This window comes from Klenkia marina, from assembly GCF_900101025.1.
Lineage (GTDB): Bacteria > Actinomycetota > Actinomycetes > Mycobacteriales > Geodermatophilaceae > Klenkia > Klenkia marina.
In genome coordinates, this window is sequence record NZ_FMUH01000001.1 from 1 (window position 1) to 24,152 (window position 24,152).

Genomic DNA, 24,152 nt, shown 5'->3' on the forward strand with positions numbered 1-24,152 from the left:
GTTCGCGAACGCGAAGAACAACGGCGTCGCGAAGAACAGCAGCATCACCGTGCCGTGCATGGTGAACAACTGGTTGTACTGCTCGTTGGACAAGAACTGCAGACCCGGACGAGCCAGCTCACCACGCATGAGCATGGCCATCAGGCCACCGATCATGAACCAGGAGAACGACGTGGCCAGGTACATCAAGCCGATGGTCTTGTGGTCCGTGGTCCGCAGCATCATCGAGAGCCGCGAACCCTTCTCGGCCACGTGAACCGGGGAAGGCCGGCTCACGATCGGAGCGGGGGCGATCGTCACGTCCGGGAGCTTAGACGGTGCTGTGCCCGCCGGTGAGGCGGACGGCGGCGCGTCCCCCGCCGACGGGGCCCGACATCGGCGCATGATCCGTCAAAGCCGCCCTGACCTGCGAAAACGCGAGATCGCCGGCAAGGGCGGGCTCCCGGTCGGAACCAGATCGTGACCAAGGGACGGTTTGGCGCACACCGGGGCTGGACACATGATCCTCCGCGCCGGAGAGACCGACGCACGACAGCACCACCGTCACACCCTGGAGGTCCCTGTGCTCTGGAACATCATCGTCCTCATCGTCATCGGCCTGGTCGCCGGCTTCATCGCCCGTGCGGTCATCCCCGGCAAGCAGGACATGTCCATCGTCGCGACCATTGTGCTGGGCATCATCGGCTCCCTGGTCGGCAACCTGCTCGGCGGTCTGATCAGCGGCCGCGGCTTTGAGCTCGGCACCGCCGGCTGGATCGGCTCGATCATCGGCGCCATCGTGGTCCTCGGCGTCTACGTCGCCGTCACCGGCCGCAAGAGCGTCCGCCGCTGACCCACGGCGGCCCACGCCGCCACCCCGTGCCCCGCTGAGGGGCACACCGCAGGACCTCCGACGGGGGCCCGGTCCCACAGACCGGGCCCCCGTTCGCGTGCCCGGACCGATCAGGCGCGGCGGTGGATCGACACCCGCACCGCCAGGCTCACCTCGACGGGCTCCGGCAGCGTCGCGAGCGCCGCGTCCAGCGCACCCGGGGCCAGGTGCCGGGCGTGCGGCCCCATGCCCACCAGCACCCGCACCGCCGCCCTGTCCAGCCGGAGGGTCTCGCGGTGCACGCGTTCGTCGACCTGCACGAGGTGCGGTTGGAGGGAGACGGCCAACCGGTCTGCCTTGTCCGGGTCGACCCGCAGCAGACCCAGCGGGCCGACCAGCTCCGCCAGGTGGTCGGCGGCCGGTGTCACGACCACCAGCCGCCCGGCCGGGGACAGCACCCGAGCGGTCTCGGGACCGTTGCGCGGGGCGAACACGACGAGCACCCGGTCGACCGAGCCGTCCCGCACCGGCAGACCCGCCCACGTGTCGGCCACCACCGCCATCGCCCGGGGGTGCGCCCGCGCCGCCCGTCGCGCGGCGTACCGCGAGACGTCCAGCACCACACCCGCCGCGCCCGGGACGGCGTCGAGCACCCCGGCCAGGTGCGCGCCGGTCCCGCCGCCCAGGTCGAGCACCGTGCCCGGCTGCCCGTCGGCCAGCACGGCCCCGGTCAGTGCGGCCGTGACCCCGGTGTAGTGGCCGGCGGCCAGGAAGTCGACCCGGTCGGCGACCATCGCGGCCGAGTCGCCCGGGTGCGGGCTGCCGGTGGGCGGCAGCAGGGCCACGTGACCCTGCCGGGCCCGGTCGAACGCGTGCCTGGCAGCGCAGCGCAGACCCGTGCCGACGTCCTCGAGCCCGGCCCGGCAGACGGGGCAGGCCAGGACCGCGACGGCGGCCGGCGGCAGCGGCGGGGTCACGTGCGGGTCACGTGCGGGGCGGCAGCCGGTGCAGGACGACGTCCCGCAGCCGGCCGGCGTCGGCGACGGCCGTGAGGTAGGTGCAGTGGGGCTGCCGGCGCCGGTCGGTCGGCGACCCGGGGTTGAGCAACCGGAGACCACCGGGGGCGACGGTGTCCCACGGGATGTGGCTGTGCCCGAAGACGAGGACGTCGACGTCGGGGTAGGCCGCCGCGCACCGCGCCTCCCGCCCGCTCGCCGTCCCGGTCTCGTGGACGACGGCGAACCGCACCCCCTCGAGCTCGACCCGGGCGACCTCGGGCAACCGCTCCCGCAGGACACCGTGGTCGTTGTTGCCCACGACGCCGACCAGCCGGCGGGACCGCACCTCGAGCTCGTCCAGCAGGGCGACGTCGACCCAGTCACCGGCGTGCAGCACGACGTCGGCGGACTCGACGGCGTCCCACACCTCGCCGGGGAGGTCCCGGGCCCGGCGGGGCAGGTGGGTGTCGGCGAGCACCGTCAGCGCGAGGGCCACCGGCGGCTCAGGCCTGCCGGCCGGCGAGGGCGCGCAGCCGTGCGTTGTAGGCGTCCAGCTCGCCGTTGCCGCTGCGGTCGATGGCCCGGTCGCGGGCCTTGTTGCGGCGCTGCTCGGAGCCGGCCCACTGGAAGAACACGACGGCCAGCACCAGCACGGTGGGCAGCTCGCCGAAGGACCAGGCGATGGCCCCGGCGGTGTTCTGGTCGCCCAGCGGGTCGACGCCCCACGAGGCCGGTGGGTTGGCGAAGGTCTCGACGACGAGGCTGCCCGCCATCATGATCGCCACCCCGAAGAAGGCGTGGAACGGCATCGGCAGCAGCAGCTCGAGCATCCGGCCGGCGTGGCCGACGGTGCGCGGCCACGGGTCGGCGCCCAGGATCGGTCCGAAGAACAGCAGCCCGGTGACGAGGAAGTGGGCCAGCATGAACTGGTGGCCCAGGGGGTCGGCCATGAGGTCGTCGAAGACCGGGGTGAAGTAGACGCCGTACAGGCTGACGATGAACAGCGGGATCGTGAAGCCCGGGTGCGAGACGAACCGGGCGAATCGGCTGTGCAGCGCCTCCAGCAGCAACGCGCGCGGTGCGCCGGCCGCTCCCCTGCCCCGCGGGAGCGTGCGCAGCGCCATGGTCACCGGGGAGCCGAGCAGCAGCAGCAGCGGCGAGACCATGGACAGCACCATGTGCTGGGCCATGTGCACGCTGAACAGCACCATCGAGTAGCCGTGCAGCTCGGTACCGGTGACGGCGAAGAGCGACACGGCACCGGTGCCGAAGGAGAGCGTGCGCCACCACGGCCAGCGCACCCCGGCGCGGCGCAGCCGGGCGAGCCCGACGAGGTAGGCGACCAGGGCCAGGACCGTCAGGTAGGCGATCCAGGACCAGCCGTCGAGGTGGGGGGTGAACAGCCGCGCCCACGTGGGCGGGTCGGTGGGCATCCACATGTCCGAGTGGTCGTGCACTCCCCCACTGTTCCACCAGTGCCCCGGGTCGTGCTGGGGCGGCCTCGGTGCAGGGTCCCGCGGGACGCGGAGCGTCTCGCGGGGGGCACCGAGGTCCTTCCTCAATCGTGGACGGGTGCCTCGTGCGCCCGGTGCGAGGCCGACTCGAGCTGGAACGTGCAGTGCTCGACGTCGAAGTGACCTCCCAGGCAGGCGCACAGCGCGTCGAGCACCCGGCCGCCGTGCCCGTCGGCGAGGACGTCGTCGTCGACCACCACGTGCGCGGACAGGACGGGCAGGCCCGAGGTGATCGTCCAGGCGTGCAGGTCGTGCACCCCGACGACGCCGTCGACGCCGAGGACGTGGCTGCGGACCTCGTCGAGGTCGACCCCGCGGGGCGCGGCCTCGAGCAGGACGTCGAGGGCGTCGCGCAGCAGCGACCAGGCCCGCGGCAGCACCAGGGCACCGACGACGAAGGAGGCCACGACGTCGGCCGGCGTCCAGCCGGTGGTGGCGATGACGACCGCGGCGACGATGACCGCGACCGACCCCAGGGCGTCGCCGAGCACCTCGAGGTAGGCCCCCCGCATGTTGAGCGACTCGCCCTGCCCCTGCCGCAGCAGCGCCAGCGACACCAGGTTGGCCACCAGACCGACGACCGCCACGGTGAGCATGAGCCCGGACCGGATCTCGGGCGGGTCGCCGATGCGGCGCACCGCCTCGACGACGACGTAGACCCCCACGCCGAGGAGCAGGAGCCCGTTGCCGACGGCGGCCAGCACCTCGATGCGCTGCAGCCCGAAGGTGCGCCGCCCCGACGCCGGTCGCTGGGCGAGCGTCACGGCCACGAGCGCCAGGGCGATGCCGAGGGTGTCGGTGGCCATGTGCGCGGCGTCGGCGAGCAGGGCCAGCGACCCCGACAGCACCGCGCCGACGGCCTGCACGACGAGCACCGTGGCGGTGATGGCCAGCACGAGACCCAGGCGCCGGCGGTGGCCGGCGGAGGCCGTGCCACCCGGGGGCACGTGCGCGTGGGAGTGGGAGTGCCCGTGGTCGTGGCCCATCAGCCACGCCCGTCGCATGCAGGATCGCGCATACCAGCAGTGTGCCCCATCGCCCCCGCGACGACGAACGCCCCGCCCCGGGTACCGGGACGGGGCGTCGCGCAGGACTGCCTCAGGAGACGACGACGCCTCGCGCGGCCAACCACGGGACGGGGTCGACCTTCTCGCCGTCGATGCCGCCGACGTGCACCTCGAAGTGCAGGTGGGGGCCGGTGGACTGCCCCTGGTTGCCCAGCAGTGCGATGGTGTCGCCGGCCTTCACCACCTGGCCCTCGGTCACGAGGATCTGCTCCATGTGGCCGTAGACGGTGACGTCGCCGTTCTCGTGCTGGATGTAGACCGCCTGCCCGAAGCCACTGGCCGGGCCGGCCTTGACCACGACGCCGTCCATGGCGGCGTACTCGGGCGTGAGCATGGGCGCGGCGAGGTCGATGCCGGCGTGCAGGGTGCCCCACCGGTAGCCGAAGGTGCTCGACAGCCGGGCGCCGTCGACGGGCAGCACGGCCTTGGGACGGGCGGCCTCCTCGGCCGCGGCGACCGCGGCCTGGTCGGCAGCGGCCTGCGTCTCCGCGGCCGCGGCCTGGGCGTCCTCCCGCTGGGCGCGGCTGGCGGCGATGCGCTGCAGTTCGCTGACCGCGTCGGTCTCGGCGAGGGCGGCGTCGGGTGCGGCCTCCAGGCCGAGGGCGTCGGCCACGCTGGTGACCTCGGCCGCGGTGGCCTCGGCGGCGGTGACGGCGGCGCCGGCGGAGCTGTCGGCCTGGGCCTGCGGGTCACCGGTGGTCATCAGACCCACCCCGGTGGCACCGACGAGCGCGGCGGCCAGGTAGAGGGTGGGCTTGCGCATGCGGGCCGGGCCCGCGAGCACACCGCGGGCCGGCTTGGCCTGGCGGTGCCGGCCACGGGGTACGCGCCCCTCGGCGATGGCGGCGATGATCTCGGCGGCCGAGACCTCGACGTCCTCGCGTGGCTCGTCGGCGAGCACGAGGTCGCCGTCGCGGGCGTCGGCGAGGTCGACGGGCTCGGCGTCGGGGGCGACGTCACCGGTGATGTCGTCGGTGAGGTCGCGCCCCGAGCGGCGGGCGACCGCACGGATGGCGGCGTCGGTGGCGGGTCCTGCGACGAGCACGGGGCGGGCGGCGAGGTCGTCGGCCCACACGCCGACGATCGCGTTCCACTCACCCGTGGAGGGGTTGCGGGTGTCGAGGGACAGCGCCCCACCGAGCTGTCCGAGCCCACCTGTCGCCAGGAGCGGTTCCGGGTGTTGCGGGTTCATGCACCTGGCTTTCGTCAGCGTTCTCGGGGGGGTGGGCGGGGCCCATGTAAACATGCCGTGACCTGCTCGTGACCAGATCGGGGCGCAGATCACGTCGTCTTTGTGGTGCAGGTCACCACGAGACCTGCCAACGCGGCACCCTCCGTGATGTCGTGCGTGCACAGCGCTGCCCGCTCGACACGGGCTGTCGCGGGGTGTGACGGAATGCAGTCGAACGACAGCTGCGCGTCCGGTTGGTACGCCCGGGGGTGTCATCGCGTTTCGTCAGGAACAGAAGCGTTCCGGTCCCGCCGTGTCCGGCACGTGACCGGTCTCATGGGCGGGGCTGGATGGATCCGGGGCGTCGATGGCCTTGGCTGCAGGTAGACACCTGTACCCGTCGCAGAGGACCGTCGTGCCCCGCGCCCTGCTCGCCCTGTCCATCGGTGCCTTCGGCATCGGCACCACCGAGTTCGTCGTCATGGGGATGCTCCCCCAGATCGCCGACGGCCTGGACGTCTCCGTCTCCGCCGTCGGGCTGCTGATCAGCGCCTACGCCGTCGGCGTCGTCGTCGGTGCGCCCACCCTCACCGCCCTGGGTGTCCGGTTCACCCCCAAGCAGACGCTGGTCGCGCTCATGGCGGTGTTCGTCGTCGGCAACGTGCTCTCCGCGCTGGCCCCCACCTACGCCACGCTCGTCGTCGCCCGGGTGATCACCGCCCTGGCGCACGGCTCCTTCTTCGGCGTCGGAGCCGTGGCCGCCCGCCGGCTGGTCCCCCGCGACAAGGCCACCCAGGCGATCTCGCTGATGTTCGCCGGGCTGACCCTGGCCAACGTCGTCGGTGTCCCGCTGGGCACCTTCGTCGCCCAGCAGGCGAGCTGGCGCATCGTCCCCGCGGCCTGCGCGGTGATCGGCCTGGTCACGATCGCGGGCCTGCTGGCCTGGATGCCCGCGCTCACCGGCGAGCCCACCGACCTGCGCAGCGAGCTGAAGGCCTTCCGTCGCCGCCAGGTCTGGATGGTGCTCGGTGTGACCATGATCGGGTTCGCGGCCCTCTTCGCCGTCTACTCCTACGTCTCGCCCATCCTCACCGAGCTGGGCGGGCTGTCGGAGGGCTGGGTGACGCCGATCCTGGCCCTGTTCGGCATCGGCACCACCATCGGCATGCTCGCCGGTGGCCGCTTCGGCGACCGGTTCGGGCTCAAGGCCGTCGTGGGCAGCCTCGTGCTCAGCGCCGCGCTGCTGGCCGCCTTCGCGCTGACCGCCCGCACGCCGGTCGCCGCCGTCGTCCTGCTCGTGCTCTTCGGCGCGGTCTCCTTCGCCGCCGGTCCGGTCGTGCAGAACAAGGTGATCGAGGCCGCCCGCGTGCGCGGTGGCTCGCTGGTCTCCGCCGCCAACCAGGGCGCGTTCAACGTCGCCAACGCGGTCGGCGCCGCGCTCGGGGCCGCCGTCCTGTCGGCCGGGTACGGCTACACGGCCCCGATCTGGGTCGGTGCCGCACTGGCCCTCGCCGGCACGGTGCTCTGCCTGGTCGCCGTCCGCACCGAGCGGCGCGACACCCGCTCCCCCGACCCCGTCGTGGTCGACGTCGACGTCTGGGAGCGGGAGACCGCCTGCGTCGCCGTGCGCTGAGCGGCACCCGGGAGTAGACCGGGGACATGACGACGACGGCAGACCACGCCGGCCAGTTCCGCCTCGGCGACCGCACCGTGCAGCGCATGGGCTACGGCGCCATGCAGCTGGCCGGCCCGCACGTCATGGGCCCGCCGGCCGACCGCGACGCCGCCGTCGCCGTGCTGCGGCGGGCGGTCGAGCTCGGCGTCGACCACGTCGACACCAGCGACTACTACGGCCCGCACGTGACCAACGAGATCATCCGCGAGGCCCTGCACCCCTACCCCGAGCAGCTCACGGTCGTGACCAAGATCGGTGCCCGCCGGACGCCGGAGGGCGAGTGGCCCGAGGCGCTGGGCGCCGACGAGCTGCGGCAGGCGGTGCACGACAACCTCGACCACCTGGGCCTGGACGCGCTGCACGTGGTGAACCTGCGGATGCCCGGGTTCGCCGAGCCGGTCGAGCGGTCGGTGGCCGAGCCGATGGAGACGATGGCCGCCCTGCAGGCCGAGGGGCTGGTGCAGCACATCGGGGTCAGCAACGTCAGCCCCTCGATGCTCGCCGAGGCGCGGTCGATCGCACCGGTGGTGTGCGTGCAGAACCACTACAACCTCGTGCACCGCGACGACGACACCCTGGTCGACGCCCTCGCCGCCGACGGCATCGCCTACGTGCCCTTCTTCCCGCTCGGCGGGTTCAGCCCGCTGCAGTCGGCGGGGCTGGCCTCGGTGGCGCAGCGGCTGGGCCGCACCCCGATGCAGGTGGCGCTGGCCTGGCTGCTGGCCCGCTCCCCCAACCTGCTGCTCATCCCGGGCACGTCGTCGGTCGACCACCTCGAGCAGAACCTCGACGCGGGCGCGCTCGACCTGGGCCCGGACGACCTCGCGGAGCTGGACGCGCTGGCCTGATCAGGCCACGGCGACCGGGGCCCCCAGCACGCGGTCGAGGTAGGCGTTGGTCAGCACCCCGGTGGGGTCCAGGCGGTCGCGCACGGCCACGAACTCGCCGAACCGGGGGTAGCGCTCGGCCAGCCTGGCTGCGTCGAGGCCGTGCTCCTTGCCCCAGTGCGGCCGCCCGCCCACGTCGGCGGCCATCGCCTCGAAGGTGGCGAAGTAGTCGGTCGGGTCGCTGCGGGCCGGCACGTGGACGGCGACGTAGGCGGTGTCGCGCCCCGAGGCCGTGGACAGCGGGACGTCGTCGGCGGCGGCGTAGCGCACCTCGGTGGGGATGGGCAGCCGCCAGCCGCGCGCCACGGTCTGCCGGGCCAGCTCGCGGAGCAGACCGGGGACGGTGTCGCGCGGGACGGCGTACTCGCTCTCGCGGAACCGGAACCGCCGGGCGGAGACGAACACGCGGTGCGAGAGGTCGGTGGCGGTGCGCGGGCTCAGCGCCGTCGAGGCGAACCGGGCCAGCGGCGGCACCAGGGCCGGCACCCGGCGCCCGGTGGCGATGAGCGCTGCGTAGGCACCGTTGGCGAGCAGCTCGTCCTCCCACAGCGCCTGCCACCGGGGCAGCGGCGCGAGGCCCTCGGAGACCGGCACCCGGGTGTTGCGCTTGGCCAGGCACGTGTCGGTGTGCGGGAACCAGTGGAACTCGACGTGGTCGGCCGACGTCATGAACCCGTCGAGGTCCTCGAGCACCTCGGCCAGCGGCATCGGCCCCTCCTCCATGCGCAGCGCGAACGCCGGCACCGCCTGCAGCGTGACGGTGGACAGCACCCCGAGGGCCCCCAGGCCGAGCCGGGCGGCGGCGAAGACCTCGGGTTCGTGGTCCGCGGAGCAGTCCAGCACGGCGCCGTCCGGGGTGACCAGCTGCAGGGCGCGCACCTGGGTGGGCAGTCCGCCGAAGGCGGCCCCGGTGCCGTGCGTGCCGGTGGACAGCGCCCCGGCGACGGTCTGCCGGTCGATGTCCCCCAGGTTGGTCAAGGCCCAGCCCTCACGTGCCAGCGCCGTGTTGAGCCGGTGCAGGGGGATGCCGGCCTGCACGGTGACCAGGCCGTCGGGGGCGATGTCGACCAGGTCGGCGTGCCGGTCGAGTACGAGCTGCACCTGCTCGGGCCGGCCGATGCCGGAGAACGAGTGCCCGCTGCCGATCGGGCGCACCCGGCGGCCGGCGACGGACGCCTCGTGCAGCACCGTGGCGATCTCGCCGGTCGTGCGCGGGTGCCGCACGTCGATGCCCTCGGCCCGTTGGTTGCCCGCCCAGTTCCGCCACCGCACGGGCGTCATCGTGCCCGCTGCACCCGCGCCTCGTCGAACACCGGCTCGGGTGTCTCGCGCACCCGTCCGTCGGAGCCGAACACCAGGAACCGGTCGAACGAGCGGGCGAACCACCGGTCGTGGGTCACCGCGACGACCGTGCCGTCGAAGGCGGCCAGCGCCTGCTCCAGCGACTCGGCGGAGAGGACGTCGAGGTTGTCGGTGGGCTCGTCGAGCAGCAGCAGCGTCGCCCCCGACAGCTCGAGCAGCAGCACCTGGAACCGCGCCTGCTGACCACCGGACAGCGACCGGAACAGCGAGTCGCCGGCCGCGGCCAGCCCGTACCGGCGCAGCACCGCCATGGCCTTGCCGCGGTCGATGCCGGGGCGTCCGGGCTCGCCGTGCCAGAGCAGGTCGGTGAGGGTGCGCTCCATCCACTCGGGGTGGGCGTGGGTCTGGGCGAAGAACCCGGGGACGACGCGCGCGCCCAGCTTCCACGTGCCGGTGTGGTCGACGTCCTGACCGGCCAGCAGCCGCAGGAAGTGCGACTTGCCGGCCCCGTTGGACCCCAGGACGGCGACCCGGTCGCCGTAGTCGAGCTCGACGTCGAAGGGCTTCATCAGCCCGGTCAGCTCGAGGTCGGCGGCGACCAGCACCCGCACGCCGGTGCGGCCGCCCTTGAGCCGCATGGCGACCTCCTGCTGCGGCGGGCGCTCGGGCGGCGGGCCGGCGGCCTCGAACTTGGCCAGCCGGGTCTGCATGGCGTGGTAGCGGTTGGCCATGTCCGGGGAGTTGGCGGCCTGCTGCTGCATGGTGCGGGTGAGGTCGACCAGGCGCTGGTGCTCCTCCTCCCAGCGCAGCCGCAGCTCGGCCATGCGCTCGTGCCGGGCCTCCCGCGCCGCGGGGTAGGTCTGCCAGTTGCCGCCGTGCACCCAGGCGGTGCCGCCCTCGACGGTGACCACCCGGGTGGCGACGGTGTCCAGCAGCTCGCGGTCGTGGCTGACGAACAGCACGGTCTTGCGGGTCTCGGCCAGCCGGGCCTCCAGCCACCGCTTGCCGGGCACGTCGAGGTAGTTGTCCGGCTCGTCGAGCAGCAGCACCTGGTCGGGTCCGCGCAGCAGGCACTCCAGTGCCAGGCGCTTCTGCTCACCGCCCGACAGCGTCTGCAGCTCGCGGTACTTGCACTGCTCGTAGGGGACGCCGAGCGCGGCCACCGTGACGGTGTCCCAGGTGACCTCGACGTCGTAGCCGCCGACGTCGCCCCAGTGCGCCAGGGCGTTGGCGTAGGCCATCTGGGCCGGCTCGTCGTCGCGCTCCATCATCGTCAGCTCGGCGGCCTCGACGGCGTGCCACGCCTCCCCCACCGCCCGCGGGGCGAGGTCGACGAGGAACTGCTGCACGCTCGTGGCGTCGCGCACCGAGCCGATGAACTGGCGCATGACGCCCAGGCCGCCCACCAGCGCGACCGATCCGGAGTCCGGGGTCAGGTCACCGGTGATGATGCGCAGCAGCGTGGTCTTGCCGGCGCCGTTCTCCCCCACCAGCGCGGCGACCGCGCCGTCGCCCACCCGGAACGAGACGTCGTCGAGCAGCACCCGCCCGTCGGGCAGGGTGAAGCGGATCCCGGTGACGTCGACGTAGCCCACGCCGTCCAGTCTCGCCGACGGCGTCGAGCGGGTTCAGCCCAGCAGGATCGAGAAGACCACGGCACCGGCGGCGAGCACCATCGACAGGACGACGATGCCCGCCACCACGCGCTGCTTGTCCCGGTCCATCATGGCCGGACCGTAACCGGCTCAGACGGTGGCGGCTGGCTGGAACTGCGTGGGGGCGAAGCCGGCGGCCTGCTCCATCTCGCGCACCAGCGGCATCACCTTCGCGCCGAAGGCCTCGATCTCCTCCTGGAAGTGCAGGAAGCCGCAGAGGAAGAGGTCGACCCCGTGCCGGCGGAACTCGACGATGCGCTCGGCGATCTGCTCGGGCGTGCCGATCAGGTTGGTCTTGAAGCCGTCGTTGTACTGCACGAGGTCCTCGAAGGAGGAGTCGGCCCACATGCCCTTCTTGTCCCCGGTCGAGCTGCCGGCCTGCGCGACGGCGTCGCGGAACCCCTCGACGGCGGGCTTGTTCGCCTTGGCCACGATCTCGCGGAGGGTCTCGTGCGCCTCGGCCTCGGTGTCGCGGGCGATGACGAAGCCGTTCAGGCCGAAGCGCACCCGGCGGCCCAGCGGGTCGGCGACCGCGCGGACGTCGCGGATCTGCTCGTCGATGCCGGCGAGGTCCTTGCCGTTGGAGAAGTACCAGTCGCTGACCCGGCCGGCCATCTGCCGGGCCGCGGTGGAGTTGCCGCCCTGGAAGATCTCGGGGTGCGGCCGGCCCGGTGAGGACAGCGGCTTGGGCTGCAGGTCGAAGTCGCGGAAGCGGTAGAAGTCGCCGCCCAGGGTGTAGCCGTCCTCGGTCCAGATGCCGCGCAGGGCGGAGATGAACTCCTCCGAGCGGCGGTAGCGCTCGTCGTGCTCGAGCCACGGCTCGCCCATGGCGGTGAACTCGCCCTTGAACCAGCCCGAGACGACGTTGACCGCGAACCGCCCGTTGCTGAGGTGGTCGGCGGTGGCCCCGAGCTTGGCCAGCACACCGGGCTGCCACATGCCGGGGTGGACGGCGGCGATCAGCTTGAGCCGCTCGGTGGCCAGCAGCAGCGCGAGGGAGAAGGAGACCGACTCGTGCTGGTAGGCCGCGCTGTAGCTGGCCATGTAGCGCACCTGCGACAGCGCGTACTCGAAGCCGACCTGCTCCGCGGTCTGGGCGAGCTTCTTGTTGTAGTCGTAGCCCCAGTCGGTGCGCTGCTCGATGGTCGAGGTGACCAGGCCGCCGCTGACGTTGGGGACCCAGTAGGCGAACTTGGCGGCCTGCAGCTCGTCGTCGGGGGTGGTGGGTGCGCTCATGGCGGGATGTCCTCAGCAGGTCGGGAGATGGGCGTGCGAGGGCCGGCGGGATCGCCGCCGGGGTGGCGCCTGGGGTGGGAGCGGTCGCTCAGCGCAGACAGGCGGAGGTGCACACCAGGGCGAAGTCCACGACGCGACGACGCGTCAGCTCCTGGGTGCGCACGCGCCGAGGAAACCACACCGACCTGGTGGACTTCACCTCGAGGCGGGTCGCGTTCCCCACAACAACGTGTCCAGGGCGGTGCCGGCCTCGACCTCCCGGGTGACCTGCTCGCAGCGGTCGACGTCCAGCAGTGCGGCGACCGGGGCCAGCCGGTCGACCGAGTGCAGGATCGCGGTGTCCTGCGGGCCACCCACCCCGTGCACGACGTTGTCCACGTCGTGGCCCAGCACGAGCAGCCGACCACCGGGCCGCAGCCAGCCCACCGCACGGGTGAGCAGGTCCACGGTCTCGGCCTCGGGCAGGTGCAGGTAGGCCACGAGCACGAGGTCCAGGGACGTGTCGGCGGCCCGCCAGGTGGTCGCGTCGGCGACCGCCCACTGCACGTCCCGGCCGTAGGTGGTCGCCCGCCCGCGGTCGAGGCCGACGGCGGAGAAGTCGACCGCGGTGACCCGCCAGCCCCGGGCGGCCAACCAGAGCGCGTGCCGCCCCTCCCCCGCGGCCAGGTCGACGGCGTCGCCGGGCGGCAGGTCGGCGCACAGCTGCGCCACCAGGGGGTTCGGGGTGGCCGACCACTGCTGCTTCTCGGCGTAGCGGGCGTCCCAGTCGGTGGCGTGCACGGCGCGCAACCTAACCGCCGTGGCTGTGCGGTGGGGCCTCCCGCCGCACGGCACGCCCGTTTGGCCCTCCCGCGGCGACGGGCATGACGACGTGGTCTCGCGTCCAGAGAACCGGCGTCGGCATCCCCCACCCCCGAACCCAGGGAGAGCAATGCCTCCGGCACCCAAGCCCGACCAGTCCGCCCCCGCGCAGGTCAGCCCGACCGGTGTCCCGTTCGAGGCCGCCGACGGCGACCGCGACCCGCGCGCCCAGGGCGGCGACGTCCTGACCTCGCCGAACGGCGTGCGCATCCCGGACACCGATCACGCGCTCAAGGCCGGTCGTCGCGGGCCGACGCTGCTGGAGGACTTCCACCTCCGCGAGAAGATCAGCCACTTCGACCACGAGCGCATCCCCGAGCGGGCCGTGCACGCCCGCGGCGCCGGGGCGCACGGCGTGTTCACCGCGAACGGGTCGGCGGCCAGCATCACGCGGGCACCGGTGCTGGCGGAGAAGGGGCTGGAGACGCCCGTGTTCGTGCGGTTCTCCACCGTGCTGGGCTCGCGCGGCTCGGCCGACACCGCCCGGGACACCCGCGGGTTCGCGACGAAGTTCTACACCAAGGAGGGCACCTGGGACCTGGTCGGCAACAACATGCCGGTCTTCTTCATCCAGGAGGCCATCAAGTTCCCCGACCTCGTCCACGCGGCCAAGCCCAGCCCGAACCGGGAGATCCCGCAGGCGCAGTCGGCGCACGACTCGTTCTGGGACTTCGTGTCGCTGCACACCGAGGCCACCCACCACACGCTGTGGAACATGAGCGACCGGGGCATCCCGCGCAGCTACCGGATGATGGAGGGCTTCGGCGTCCACTCGTTCCGCCTGGTCAACGAGGCGCGGGAGACCGTGCTCGTGCAGTTCAAGTGGACCCCCAAGCTCGGCGTGCACTCCCTGACCTGGGAGGAGGCGCAGCTGGCGATGGGCACCGACCCCGACTTCCACCGCCGCGACCTCGCCGATGCCATCGAGGCCGGCGCGTTCCCCGAGTGGGAGCTGGGCGTGCAGGTGTTCCCGGACGACGAGGAGCAGATGTACGAGGGCATCGACCTGCTGGACTCGACGAAGATCGTGCCGGAGGAGATGGTGCCGGTGCAGACGATCGGCACGCTGCGGCTGACCGGCAACCCGACCAACTACTTCAGCGAGACCGAGCAGGTGGCCTACAACACCGGCCACGTCGTCCCGGGCATCGAGTTCACGAACGACCCGCTGCTGCAGGGCCGCAACTTCTCCTACCAGGACACCCAGCTCACCCGCCTCGGCGGGCCGAACTGGACCCAGCTGCCGATCAACCGCCCGCACGTGCCGGTGAACGACAACCAGCGCGACGGGTTCATGCAGCAGGGCGTGCCGACCGGCGAGGCGCCCTACTCCCCCAACACCGTCGACGGCGAGAGTCCGCAGCCGGCCGACTGGGCCGACGGCGGGTACGTCGTCGTGCCGCGGAAGGTCGAGGGCGAGGTCGTCCGCGAGGTCGCGTCGTCCTTCGAGGACCACTTCAGCCAGCCGGCGATGTTCTACGCCTCGCTGTCCGACGTGGAGAAGACGCACGTGGTCGAGGCGTACACGTTCGAGCTCGGCAAGGTGTACGAGCAGGCGATCAAGGAGCGCGTGCTCGGCGTGCTGGTGAACATCGACACCGAGCTGGCCACGCTCGTCGCCGAGGGCCTCGGCCTGCCGGTGCCCTCGGGCAAGCCCGCCGAGCACCTGCCCCCGTCGCCGGCCCTGGCCCAGGTGAAGGGTGAGTCGTTCCCGCTGGACGGCCGGCTGGTCGCCGTCGTCGCGGGGCCGGACTCCGACCTCGCCGGGATCGCGTCCCTGCGCACCGCCCTGCAAGCCGAGGGCGTGCAGCTCAAGGTGCTCGCACCCCGCGGCGGCGTGCTGGGCACGGGCAAGGACCAGCAGGTCGTCGAGCGGACGAACGTCACCGCCCGCTCCATCGAGTTCGACGCGGTCGTGGTCGCCGACGGCGCCCCCGACGACGGGGACATCAAGGCGACGATCCTGCTGCAGGAGGCGCTGCGCCAGCTCAAGCCGTTCGCCGCCTGGGGCTCGGGCGCCGACGTGCTCACCTCGGCCGGGGTGTCCGGGCCGGGCGTGTTCACCGGCTCGTCGGTGGACGACGTCGTCGCGGACCTGGTCGCCGCGATGGGTCAGCACCGGGTGTGGGAGCGGGCCGACCTGGTCACCGCCTCCGCCGTCCCGCCGGCGGTCTGATCGACCCACCTCCGCCGCCCCCGGGCGGCGGAGGTGGCAGCCTGACCGGGTGACCTGGTTCGTGCGCGGCTTCGCCGCGGTGGCCGCGGCGCTGGCCGTGGTCGCCCTCGTTGCCGGGCACCCGCTGCCCGGGTCGGGCATGGCGCTGACCGCGGTCGGGCTGCTCATCACCTCGGTGGACACCCGACGGCGCGAGGCCGAGCGGCGGGCGGCCTTCGCCCAGCGGCTGCGGGCCGCCCGCCGCGAACCGCAGGCCGCGGTCGTCGTCGGCCGCCTGCCGGGCGGCCTCACGGCTCGGCTGGTCCCGGTCTGGGTGGACGTCGACGGCGAGGCCCGCGGCCAGCTCGCACCCGGGGTCCAGGAGGTCTTCCCCGTGTCGGCGGGTGCCCGGGTCGTCACCGTCCGCCGTCCCTGGTCCTCGGGCCGCCCGCTGCAGGTGTTCGTCCCACCGGGCGGCACCGCCGTCGTCGACGCCTGACCCGGGGCCCGCTCAGTCCAGCTGGTCCGGCGTCCAGGGCGACGGGCCCCGGATCGGCGGCCGCTGTCGGTCGGGGGTCCGGGCTGTCGATCCACCCGAGGCGGCCCGGCGGCCACACGATGAGCGACGCCTTGCCGATGACGTCGTCGACCGAGATGGGGCCGTGGTCGCGGGAGTCCGCGGAGTTCGACCGGTGGTCGCCCATCACCCACAGCTGCCCGTCGGCGAGGGTCACCGGGCCGAACGGGCGGGCGTCGTCCTCGAACAGGTACGGCTCGTCGAGGGGCTGCCCGTCGACGAGCACCCGGCCCTGGTCGTCGCAGCACTGCACGGTCTGCCCGCCCGTGGCGATGACCCGCTCGACGAAGTCCTCGTCGCTGGGCGCCGCCAGCCCCACCGCCCGGCCCACGAACAGCGCGGCCCGGCCGAACCGCGACGACGGCTCGGAGGTGGTCACCTCGGGGTCCAGCTCGCCGGGCCCTGGAACACCGCCGTGCCGCAACCGGCGGTGACCGACGGAGCGCGGCCGACCTCGACGACCTTCGAACATCGGTTCTGAGCTGGGCTTTCGTCTTGTCCGGCCCAGTCCCGACCGGTAGACTTCGAACACCTGATCGAACAGCGGCGGGAGGTGTGCGGGGTGGGTGAGCTCGGCACCGGCGCTGCGTTCGACCCGTTCCCCGACACCGGCCTGTTCGGCGTCTCCTCCCCTGCCGACGCAGCGGCCGCCGCGTGGGCGGCGCTGGACGCCGAGGTCGCCGCGACCCGGTCAGCCGAGTGCGAGGCGGCGCCGGCCCCCGCCGCGACCGACCGGGCCGCACGCACCGCCGAGCGGGATGCAGCCCAGCAGCTGTCGACGACCGTGCCCGCCGACGTCGCCGCGGTCCTCGACGCCGCGATCGGCCTGGTCGCCGCCCAGACACCCCTCGGTGGGCCGGGGGTGGTCGCACCGGCTCTGCTGGCGCGGGTGCGGGGGCTGGCGCAGCTGGCCAACGTCGTCGACACCGCCCTGGCGCACGCAGTCCGGGCCGCGGAGAACGCCCAGGCCGCAGAGTTCGACGGCCACAAGACCATGCGGGCGTGGCTGCCCGGGCACCTGAACGTCTCACCCGCCACCGCGGCCCGCCTGGTCCGCGCCGGACGCACGCTGGAGCAGCTGCCCACCTGGGACGTCGAGGCCACCGCCGGGCGGATCACCCCGGACCAGACCGCCACGGTCTCCAAGGTCGCCACCCCCGCTCGCCTGGCCGCGGCCGCCGAGCTGGGCGTCGGGGTTGCCGACCTGGACGCCGAGCTCACCGCCTGCGCCACCGGACCCACCCCCGACACCCTCGGCCCGGTGGTCAAGCGCGCGTTGGACTGGATCGACCCCGACGGCCCCGAACCCGACCCCACCCGCCGCCGCGAACTCCACCTGAACCGGGACACCGGCTCCTTCCACGGCCGTCTCGACGAGGTCGGCTTCGAGAAGCTCGCCACCGCCCTGACCGCCTACCAGCAAGCCGGCCGCGGCAAGGACGACGACCGCACCCACGCCCACCAGATGGCCGACGCCCTCACCCAGCTCGCCGACAACGCCCTGGCCTCGGCGACCACCCCGGTGCTGCGCGGCAACCGAGCCCACGTCGCGGTCACCATCGACGCCGAGGACCTCTTCGACCCCGACACCGTGACCGACGCTGCGCGGCTGGGCTCCGGGCAGCAGGTGTCCAACGAGACGGCCCGGCACGTCGCCTGCGACTCGGCCATCACCCGCGTCCTGTTCGGTGAGGACGGCATGCCGCTGAACATCGGCCGCACCCAACGCCTGGTGCCCGCCCACATCCGCCGCGCCGCCGAGGCCCGCGACGGCGGTTGTGTCTTCGCCGGCTGCCACAACCCCACCTGGTGGTGCGACGCCCACCACGTCGCCGGGTGGGTCGCCGACCACGGCGAGACCAGCGTCGAGAACACCGCCCTGCTCTGCGAACGCCACCACACCCAGGTCCACCACGGCTACTCGGTGCGATGGGACCCCGACCACCACCGATGGCGCACCCACCGACCCGACGGCGACGAGATCACCACCGGCTACCCATCACCCCGGGGCGAGCCCGGTCGTCGTTGAGCAGTCGCCCCCCAGCTCAGGTCGAGGACCGGTCCAGCCGGGTCGCCGACACCTGCAGCGGCGGCGGGCCGACCGCCGAGTGGAACGGGTCGTGGCGACCATCGTGCTCGGCCGGCTCGGCTGAGCCGGCCAACCGCCCGGCTCAGTCCACCCCGGCCCGGGTCACCCTCGTGGTCTCAGCGGCGGAAGCGGACGGTCTGGCCCGGGGCGAGCTGGGCGCAGCAGTCGACGTCGGCGTCGGCCACGTAGCCGATGACCGGGTAGCCGCCGGTGACGGGGTGGTCGGCCAGGAACAGCACCGGCTGCCCGGACGGCGGCACCTGCAGCGCACCCCGCACCATGCCCTCGCTGGCCAGCTCGCCGTCCCGCTGCCGGGCGAGCTCCGGCCCCGCCAGCCGGAGACCGACCCGGTTGCTGTCGCCGGTCACCGACCAGGAGGTGGTGGCCAGGGTGCGGTGCACGTCGTCGGCGAACCAGTCCGCCCGCGGGCCCGGCCGCACCGCCACGACCAGTTCCCCCGCCGTCGGCTCGGCGACCGCGGCGACGTCGACGCCGGGCCACGGGCCCGCCGTCCCGACCGGGAGCACGTCGCCGGCTGCCAGCGGGGCCGGGCCCAGGCCCGAGAGCAGGTCGGTCGACCGGGACCCCAGCACCGGGTCGACCGCGATGCCACCGCGCACCGCGAGGTAGCTGCGCAGACCGCTCACCGGCGTGCCCAGCCGCAGCGTCGACCCCGCCGGCACCCAGGTCGGCGACGCGTACGGCGTCCCGGTGCAGCGCGCGCCGGTCAGCGCCACCCACACCCCGGCGTCGGCCCGCACGAGCAGCCCGCCGGCGGTCACCTCGAGCACCGCAGCACCCACCGGGTTGCCGACCAGCCGGTTGGCCAGTGCCGCCGACGCCCGGTCGCACGCCCCCGACCGGCCGATGCCCTCGGCGGCCCGGCCGGGTCGGCCCAGGTCCTGCACGGTCGTGAGCGGCCCCGGGGCCAGCACGGTGAGCGTCACCCGGCGTCCCGGAACCGCACCCGCACACCCGGCCGCAGCAGCGCCGCCGGGTCCCGGTCGACGTCGAACATCGCCAGGTCGGTGCGGCCCACCAGCTGCCAGCCGCCCGGGGACTCCCGCGGGTACACGCTGCTGAACTCCCCCGCCAGCGCCACCGACCCGGCCGGCACGCGGGTCCGCGGGGTCGACCGGCGCGGGATGGCCCAGTCGCCGTCCGCCGCCGTCGCGTAGCCGAAGCCGGGGGCGAAGCCGCAGAACGCCACCGTCCACACGGTGCCGGTGTGCCGGGCCACGACCTCGGCCGGCGAGCAGCCCAGGGCCGCCGCGACGTCGGCCAGGTCCTCGCCGTCGTAGACCACCGGCACCTCCAGCTCGCCGGCCTCCGGGCGGGCGCCCGCCACCGGCCGGGCCGCCTGCACCCACCGGACGACGGCGTCGCCCGGCACCGCAGCCGGGTCGAACGACACCAGGACCGTGCGCGCGGCCGGCACCACGTCGAGCACGCCGGCGGGTGGGGCGTCCAGCGCCGCGTGCAGTGCCAGCACCTCGTCGAGGTCGGCCAGCTCGGCGAGGACGGCGGCGTCCCCGCTGGGCAGCACCCTCACGCGAACGCGGCCAGCTGCACGCCGGCGTCGGTCAGCGCGGCCCGCACCCGGCGGGCGATCTCGACGGCACCGGGGGTGTCGCCGTGCACGCAGATCGAGCCCGGGTCCAGCCGCAGGTCCCCGCCGTCGACGTCGGTGACCGGCCGGCCCGAGGCCATGGCCACGCAGCGCGCGGCGATCTCGTCGGCGTCGTGCAGCACCGCCCCCGGCAGCCGGCGGGACACCAGGGCGCCCTCCGGGGTGTACGCCCGGTCGGCGAACGACTCGGCGACGGTGGTCAGCCCCGCCTCGGCGGCAAGCCGCAGCCACGCCGACCCGGGCAGGCCCAGCACCGGCAGCGTGCGGTCGTAGTCGAGGACGGCGGTGACGACGGCCGCGGCCTGCGCCTCGTGGGTGACGATCGCGTTGTAGAGCGCGCCGTGCGGCTTCAGGTAGCGCACCCGCGAACCGGCCACGCGGGCGAAGCCGTCGAGCGCGCCGAGCTGGTAGAGCACGTCCTGGGTCAGCTCGTGCGGGTCGACGTCGATGAACCGGCGGCCGAACCCGGGCAGGTCGCGGTAGCCGACCTGGGCGCCGATGGCGACGCCGCGCTCGACGCAGCGCTCGGTCACCCGCCGCATGGTCGTGGCGTCCCCCGCGTGGTACCCGCAGGCCACGTTCGCGCTGGTCACGATCTCGAGCAGGGCGTCGGAGTCGTCGAGGGTCCACTGGCCGAAGCCCTCGCCCAGGTCGGAGTTCAGGTCCACGGTGCTCATGAGAACAGCTCGATCACCGGACGGACGGAGTTCACCGCGAGGTAGAGGGTCAGCAGCCAGGCCACCCAGCCGACGCCCAGCAGCCAGCGCGGGTACCGGTACCCGCCGAGCAGGTCGGTGCGCCGGGTGGCGACCCACAGCAGCACGGCGATGCCGATCGGCAGCAGCAGCCCGTTGAACGCCCCGGCGAACACCAGCAGCGTGGTGGGTGCTGCGCCGATGAGCAGGTAGGCACCCGAGGTCACCGCGATGAACCCGACGACCAGCAGGGTGCGGGTGCGGTCCGACGTCCCCGTCCGGGAGGTCACGAACGACACCGACGTGTAGCTGGCGCCGATGACGCTGGTGATCGCCGCGGCCCACAGCACGACGCCGAACACCCGCAGCCCGACCTCGCCGGCGGCCTGCCCGAAGGCGGAGGCGGCCTGGTTCTCCGGGTCCAGCGCGGCGCCGCCGGTGACGACGCCGAGGATGGCCAGGAACAGCACGATGCGCATGACCGCGGTGATCAGGATGCCGGTGACCGAGCCGCGGGTGATGTCGCGGACGTGCTCGGGCCCGGTGACGCCGGAGTCCAGCAGCCGGTGCGCGCCGGCGTAGACGATGTAGCCGCCGATGGTGCCGCCGACCAGCGTCGTGATGGCCAGCACCGACACCTGCTCGGGCAGGACGACGTTGCGCAGCGCCTGCCCGACCGGCGGCCCGGAGGTGATCGCGATGTAGGTGGTCAGCGCGATCATGACCAGCCCCAGGACGACGACGATGCGGTCGACGGCCACCCCGGCCTTCTTGGACAGGAAGATGCCGATGGCCACCAGCGCCGACAGCGCCCCGCCGATCTTGGGGTCCAGGCCCAGCATCGCGTCCAGGCCGAGGCCGGCGCCGCTGACGTTGCCGATGTTGAACACCAACCCACCGACCAGCAGGAAGCCGGCCATCACCCAGCCCAGGCCGGGCAGCACCAGGTTGCCCAGCTCCTGCGCCCGGCGCCCGCTGACCCCGATGACCCGCCACACGTTCAGCTGCAGGGCGATGTCGACCAGGATCGAGATGACGATCGCGAACGCGAACGCGGCGCCGAGCTGCACGGTGAAGGTCGTCGTCTGCGTGATGAACCCGGGCCCGATGGCCGAGGTCGCCATGAGGAACATCGCGCCGAGCAGGGTGGACCGGGTGCTGGCGGCCAGGCGGCCACCGCCCGCCGGGGGTGCGGCGCCCGTGTCGGGCGCGTCGTCGGACGAGGTCATCGGGGTCTCCTCAGCGGCGGGCGGGGTGAGCTGCGCCTCAACCTAGAGAGTTGTTGAACAATCCCACAAGAGGTGACGTGAGAGATTGACTGGCCCGACACGTGCCCGTCACGGCACCATGGCGACGTGACGACCACCCAGTCCTTCCTCGACGGGCTGGCCGCCGAGGTGGCCGGGCTGCCCCGGGCCAGCACCGCCGAGCGGGTGGCCGAGCTGCTGCGCCGCCGGGTCACCGAGGGCGACCTGCCCCCGGGCAGCCAGCTGTCGGAGGAGCAGCTCAGCGCGGTGCTGCAGGTCTCCCGCAACACGCTGCGCGAGGCCTTCCGGCTGCTGGGCCACGAGGGCCTGCTGGTGCACCGCCTGCACCGGGGCGTATTCGTGGCCGAGCTCAGCGACGACGACCTGGTCGACGTCTACCGGGTGCGCCGGGCGATCGAGGGCGACGTCGTCCGCCGGCTGGGCACCGCCGCGGCCGAGGACCCCGGGCTGCTGGACCCGCTGCGCGCGGACGTCGCCGACGGCACGGCGGCTGCCCGGCGCGGTGACTGGTCGGGCGTCGGGACGGCGAACATGCACTTCCACGCCCACCTCGTCGCCCTGGCCGGCAGCCCCCGCCTGGACGCCGCGACCGCCCGGCTGCAGGCGGAGCTGCGGCTGGCCTTCCAGGGTGCGGACGCCGAGGCCATGCACGCCCCCTACGTGCAGCGCAACGCCGACCTGCTCGACCTGGTCGCCGCCGGGCGGGCCGCCGAGGCCGCCGCGGCGCTGGAGGAGTACCTCGACGCGTCGCTTGCCCACCTGCTCGCCCTGCGTGCGGCCGGTCGCCCGTGAGCGCCGGCGCCAAGGCCCGGGCTGCCTTCCGCGGCGGGGTCGCCGTCCCGTCGTCGGGGTGGGCGCCGGGGCTGACCCAGGCCAACCTCGTCGTCCTCCCCCGCGACTGGGCGTGGGACATGCTGCTGTTCGGCCAGCGCAACCCGCAGCCGGTGCCGTTGCTCGACGTCACCGACCCCGGCAGCACCTCCACCGTGCTCGCCCCGGACGCTGACCTGCGCACCGACCTGCCCCGCTACCGGGTGTGGCGCGACGGCGGGCTGGTCGACGAACCCACCGACGTCCTGGACCTCTGGACCGACGACCTGGTCGCCTTCCTGGTCGGCTGCAGCTTCAGCTTCGAGACCGCGCTGCTGGACGCCGGGGTGCCGGTGCGCAACATCGAGCAGGGCCGCAACGTGGCGATGTACCGGACCGACCGGCAGTGCCGCCCGGCGGGCCGGCTGTCGGGACCGCTGGTGGTCTCGATGCGGCCGGTCCCCGCCCACCTGGTCGCCACCGCGGTGCAGGTGACCGCCCGGATGCCGCAGGTGCACGGGGCGCCGGTGCACGTCGGGTCCCCGCGGGCGCTGGGCATCGCCGACCTGGACCGGCCCGACTTCGGCGACCCGGTCGAGGCCGAGCCCGGCGACGTCCCGGTCTTCTGGGCCTGCGGGGTCACCCCGCAGGCGGCGCTGATGGCCTCGCGGCCGCCGTTCGCGATCACCCACGCGCCGGGGCACATGTTCGTCACCGACGTCCCCGATGCGGCCTACCGCCAGCTCTGAGTCAGTCCTCCGGCTCCGGGGGGACGGCGGCACCGTCGGCCTCGTCGCGCGCGGCCCACTCCAGCAGCGGGGCGATGTCGAACACCTCGGCGTCGATGCCGGCGTGCAGGTCACCCAGCTCGGCGAAGCGGGCCGGCACCGTGGCGATGGTGAAGTCGCGCGGGTGGGCGTCGTCGACCTCGTCCCACCGGATCGGCGTCGACACCGTCGCGTCGGCGTTCCCGCGCACCGAGTACGCCGCGGCGATGGTGTGGTCGCGGGCGTTCTGGTTGTAGTCCAGGAACACCGCGCGGGGGTCGCGGTCCTTGCGCCACCAGGTGGTGGTGACGTCGGCGGTGCGCCGCTCGACCTCACGGGCGAACGCCAGGGCTCCCCGCCGGACGTCGGTGAACCCGTGCACCGGGGGGATGCGCACGTACACGTGCAGCCCGTTGCCCCCCGAGGTCTTCGGGAAGCCCACCGCACCCAGCTCGTCGAGCACCTCGTGCACGACGTGGGCGACCCGGCGCACCGCGGCGTAGTCGGCCTCGGGCATGGGGTCCAGGTCGATGCGCCACTCGTCGGGCAGCTCGGTGTCGGCACGGCGGCTGTTCCACGGGTGGAACTCGACCGTCGACATCTGCACCGCCCACGCCACGTGCGCCAGGTGGGTCACGCACAGCTCGTCGGCGGTGCGGTTCCAGCGCGGGAAGTGCAACCGCACCGTCTCGATCCACGGCGGCGCGCCGGCCGGGATGCGCTTCTGGTGCACCTTGTCGCCCTCGACGCCCTTCGGGAACCGGTGCAGCATGCACGGCCGCTCCCGCAGCGCGTTGACGATGCCGGGCCCGACGGCCAGGTAGTAGTCGAGCAGGTCCTTCTTGGTCCAGCCGTGGGCCGGGAAGTAGACCCGGTCCGAGCTGGACAGCCGCACGTCCAGCCCGTCGACCTCGACCTCGATCGCGTCGCCCGCCTTGCTCATGCGGGGAGTCTGCCTGGCCTGCGCGGCAGCTGCCCACCCGA

The 24,152-nt window shown here is 73.8% G+C and carries 24 protein-coding genes; 8 read left to right on the forward strand and 16 right to left on the reverse strand.

Annotation, left to right across the window (positions count from 1 at the left end):
• On the reverse strand, positions 1-252 hold a 252-nt coding region (locus BLP29_RS00005; RefSeq protein ID WP_243469575.1), incomplete at its 3' end, for a cbb3-type cytochrome c oxidase subunit I.
• A 247-nt stretch (positions 253-499) separates the two neighbouring features.
• On the opposite strand from BLP29_RS00005, the gene BLP29_RS00010 reads away from it, so the two are divergent.
• A complete protein-coding gene (locus BLP29_RS00010; RefSeq protein ID WP_243469576.1) occupies positions 500-832 on the forward strand; it encodes a GlsB/YeaQ/YmgE family stress response membrane protein in 333 nt (110 codons plus the stop codon).
• Between the two features lie 110 nt (positions 833-942).
• Here BLP29_RS00010 and BLP29_RS00015 read toward each other — a convergent pair whose 3' ends face one another.
• The 5 genes from BLP29_RS00015 to BLP29_RS21375 form a co-directional block, all read right to left on the reverse strand.
• The gene (locus BLP29_RS00015; protein WP_092798708.1) at positions 943-1,788 is read right to left on the reverse strand and encodes a putative RNA methyltransferase; all 846 of its coding nucleotides are present in this window, start codon (positions 1,786-1,788) and stop codon (positions 943-945) included.
• Positions 1,789-1,795: 7 nt separating this feature from the next.
• Positions 1,796-2,305 (reverse strand): metallophosphoesterase family protein, encoded by a 510-nt coding sequence (locus BLP29_RS00020; protein WP_092798710.1) that lies wholly within the window; start codon positions 2,303-2,305, stop codon positions 1,796-1,798.
• A 7-nt stretch (positions 2,306-2,312) separates the two neighbouring features.
• On the reverse strand, positions 2,313-3,266 hold the full coding sequence (locus tag BLP29_RS00025) for a cytochrome c oxidase assembly protein (RefSeq protein WP_243469577.1): 954 nt from the start codon (positions 3,264-3,266) through the stop codon (positions 2,313-2,315).
• A gap of 101 nt (positions 3,267-3,367) precedes the next feature.
• Positions 3,368-4,327, reverse strand: coding sequence for a cation diffusion facilitator family transporter (locus tag BLP29_RS00030; RefSeq protein WP_243469578.1), 960 nt, complete (start codon positions 4,325-4,327; stop codon positions 3,368-3,370).
• Positions 4,328-4,421: 94 nt separating this feature from the next.
• Positions 4,422-5,582, reverse strand: coding sequence for a M23 family metallopeptidase (locus tag BLP29_RS21375; RefSeq protein ID WP_243469579.1), 1,161 nt, complete (start codon positions 5,580-5,582; stop codon positions 4,422-4,424).
• A gap of 394 nt (positions 5,583-5,976) precedes the next feature.
• On the opposite strand from BLP29_RS21375, the gene BLP29_RS00040 reads away from it, so the two are divergent.
• Entirely contained in the window at positions 5,977-7,194 is a 1,218-nt protein-coding gene (locus tag BLP29_RS00040; RefSeq protein WP_092798712.1) for an MFS transporter, read from the forward strand.
• 26 nt (positions 7,195-7,220) lie between these two features.
• Positions 7,221-8,084, forward strand: a complete 864-nt coding sequence (locus BLP29_RS00045; protein ID WP_092798713.1) for an oxidoreductase — start codon at positions 7,221-7,223, stop codon at positions 8,082-8,084.
• Here the strand turns inward: BLP29_RS00045 and BLP29_RS00050 are convergent, their stop codons facing one another.
• From BLP29_RS00050 to BLP29_RS00065, 4 genes are all read right to left on the reverse strand, one after another.
• On the reverse strand, positions 8,085-9,395 hold the full coding sequence (locus BLP29_RS00050) for a D-arabinono-1,4-lactone oxidase (protein ID WP_243469580.1): 1,311 nt from the start codon (positions 9,393-9,395) through the stop codon (positions 8,085-8,087).
• A 5-nt stretch (positions 9,396-9,400) separates the two neighbouring features.
• Entirely contained in the window at positions 9,401-11,020 is a 1,620-nt protein-coding gene (locus tag BLP29_RS00055) for an ABC-F family ATP-binding cassette domain-containing protein (RefSeq protein WP_092798715.1), read from the reverse strand.
• 150 nt (positions 11,021-11,170) lie between these two features.
• Entirely contained in the window at positions 11,171-12,316 is a 1,146-nt protein-coding gene (gene sfnG / locus BLP29_RS00060) for a dimethylsulfone monooxygenase SfnG (RefSeq protein WP_092798716.1), read from the reverse strand.
• 195 nt (positions 12,317-12,511) lie between these two features.
• On the reverse strand, positions 12,512-13,096 hold the full coding sequence (locus BLP29_RS00065) for a class I SAM-dependent methyltransferase (protein ID WP_092798717.1): 585 nt from the start codon (positions 13,094-13,096) through the stop codon (positions 12,512-12,514).
• A 151-nt stretch (positions 13,097-13,247) separates the two neighbouring features.
• Here BLP29_RS00065 and BLP29_RS00070 point away from each other — a divergent pair, with 151 nt between their 5' ends.
• Positions 13,248-15,353: a catalase gene (locus tag BLP29_RS00070; RefSeq protein WP_092798718.1), complete on the forward strand. Its 2,106-nt coding sequence runs from the start codon at positions 13,248-13,250 to the stop codon at positions 15,351-15,353.
• A gap of 49 nt (positions 15,354-15,402) precedes the next feature.
• The gene (locus BLP29_RS00075; protein WP_092798719.1) at positions 15,403-15,831 is read left to right on the forward strand and encodes a hypothetical protein; all 429 of its coding nucleotides are present in this window, start codon (positions 15,403-15,405) and stop codon (positions 15,829-15,831) included.
• On the opposite strand, the gene lepB is transcribed toward BLP29_RS00075, so the two are convergent.
• Entirely contained in the window at positions 15,749-16,288 is a 540-nt protein-coding gene (gene lepB, locus BLP29_RS00080; protein WP_243469581.1) for a signal peptidase I, read from the reverse strand. The genes BLP29_RS00075 and lepB overlap by 83 nt on opposite strands.
• Positions 16,289-16,471: 183 nt before the next feature.
• Between lepB and BLP29_RS00085 the strand changes: the two genes are divergently transcribed.
• The gene (locus tag BLP29_RS00085) at positions 16,472-17,938 is read left to right on the forward strand and encodes an HNH endonuclease signature motif containing protein (protein ID WP_243469582.1); all 1,467 of its coding nucleotides are present in this window, start codon (positions 16,472-16,474) and stop codon (positions 17,936-17,938) included.
• Between the two features lie 176 nt (positions 17,939-18,114).
• Here BLP29_RS00085 and BLP29_RS00090 read toward each other — a convergent pair whose 3' ends face one another.
• Genes BLP29_RS00090 through BLP29_RS00105 form a run of 4 tightly spaced genes read right to left on the reverse strand, consistent with a single transcriptional unit; the run spans position 18,115 to position 21,552 of the window.
• Positions 18,115-18,945 carry a 5-oxoprolinase subunit C family protein gene (locus tag BLP29_RS00090; RefSeq protein ID WP_092798722.1) on the reverse strand — a complete coding sequence of 277 codons (831 nt, stop codon included), beginning with the start codon at positions 18,943-18,945 and terminating at the stop codon, positions 18,115-18,117.
• Positions 18,942-19,550 carry a 5-oxoprolinase subunit B family protein gene (locus BLP29_RS00095; protein ID WP_092798723.1) on the reverse strand — a complete coding sequence of 203 codons (609 nt, stop codon included), beginning with the start codon at positions 19,548-19,550 and terminating at the stop codon, positions 18,942-18,944. The genes BLP29_RS00090 and BLP29_RS00095 overlap by 4 nt, the downstream gene beginning before the upstream one ends.
• Complete coding sequence (locus BLP29_RS00100; protein ID WP_092798724.1) at positions 19,547-20,305, reverse strand: LamB/YcsF family protein; 759 nt, start codon at positions 20,303-20,305, stop codon at positions 19,547-19,549. Before BLP29_RS00100 ends, BLP29_RS00095 begins: the two co-directional genes overlap by 4 nt.
• On the reverse strand, positions 20,302-21,552 hold the full coding sequence (locus BLP29_RS00105) for an NRAMP family divalent metal transporter (RefSeq protein WP_207798230.1): 1,251 nt from the start codon (positions 21,550-21,552) through the stop codon (positions 20,302-20,304). The genes BLP29_RS00100 and BLP29_RS00105 overlap by 4 nt, the downstream gene beginning before the upstream one ends.
• A gap of 126 nt (positions 21,553-21,678) precedes the next feature.
• On the opposite strand from BLP29_RS00105, the gene BLP29_RS00110 reads away from it, so the two are divergent.
• Entirely contained in the window at positions 21,679-22,383 is a 705-nt protein-coding gene (locus BLP29_RS00110) for a GntR family transcriptional regulator (RefSeq protein WP_092798725.1), read from the forward strand.
• The gene (locus BLP29_RS00115) at positions 22,380-23,150 is read left to right on the forward strand and encodes a putative hydro-lyase (protein WP_092798726.1); all 771 of its coding nucleotides are present in this window, start codon (positions 22,380-22,382) and stop codon (positions 23,148-23,150) included. The genes BLP29_RS00110 and BLP29_RS00115 overlap by 4 nt, the downstream gene beginning before the upstream one ends.
• Position 23,151: 1 nt before the next feature.
• Here the strand turns inward: BLP29_RS00115 and ligD are convergent, their stop codons facing one another.
• Positions 23,152-24,111, reverse strand: a complete 960-nt coding sequence (ligD, locus tag BLP29_RS00120; protein ID WP_092798727.1) for a non-homologous end-joining DNA ligase — start codon at positions 24,109-24,111, stop codon at positions 23,152-23,154.
• Positions 24,112-24,152 lie beyond the last annotated feature (41 nt).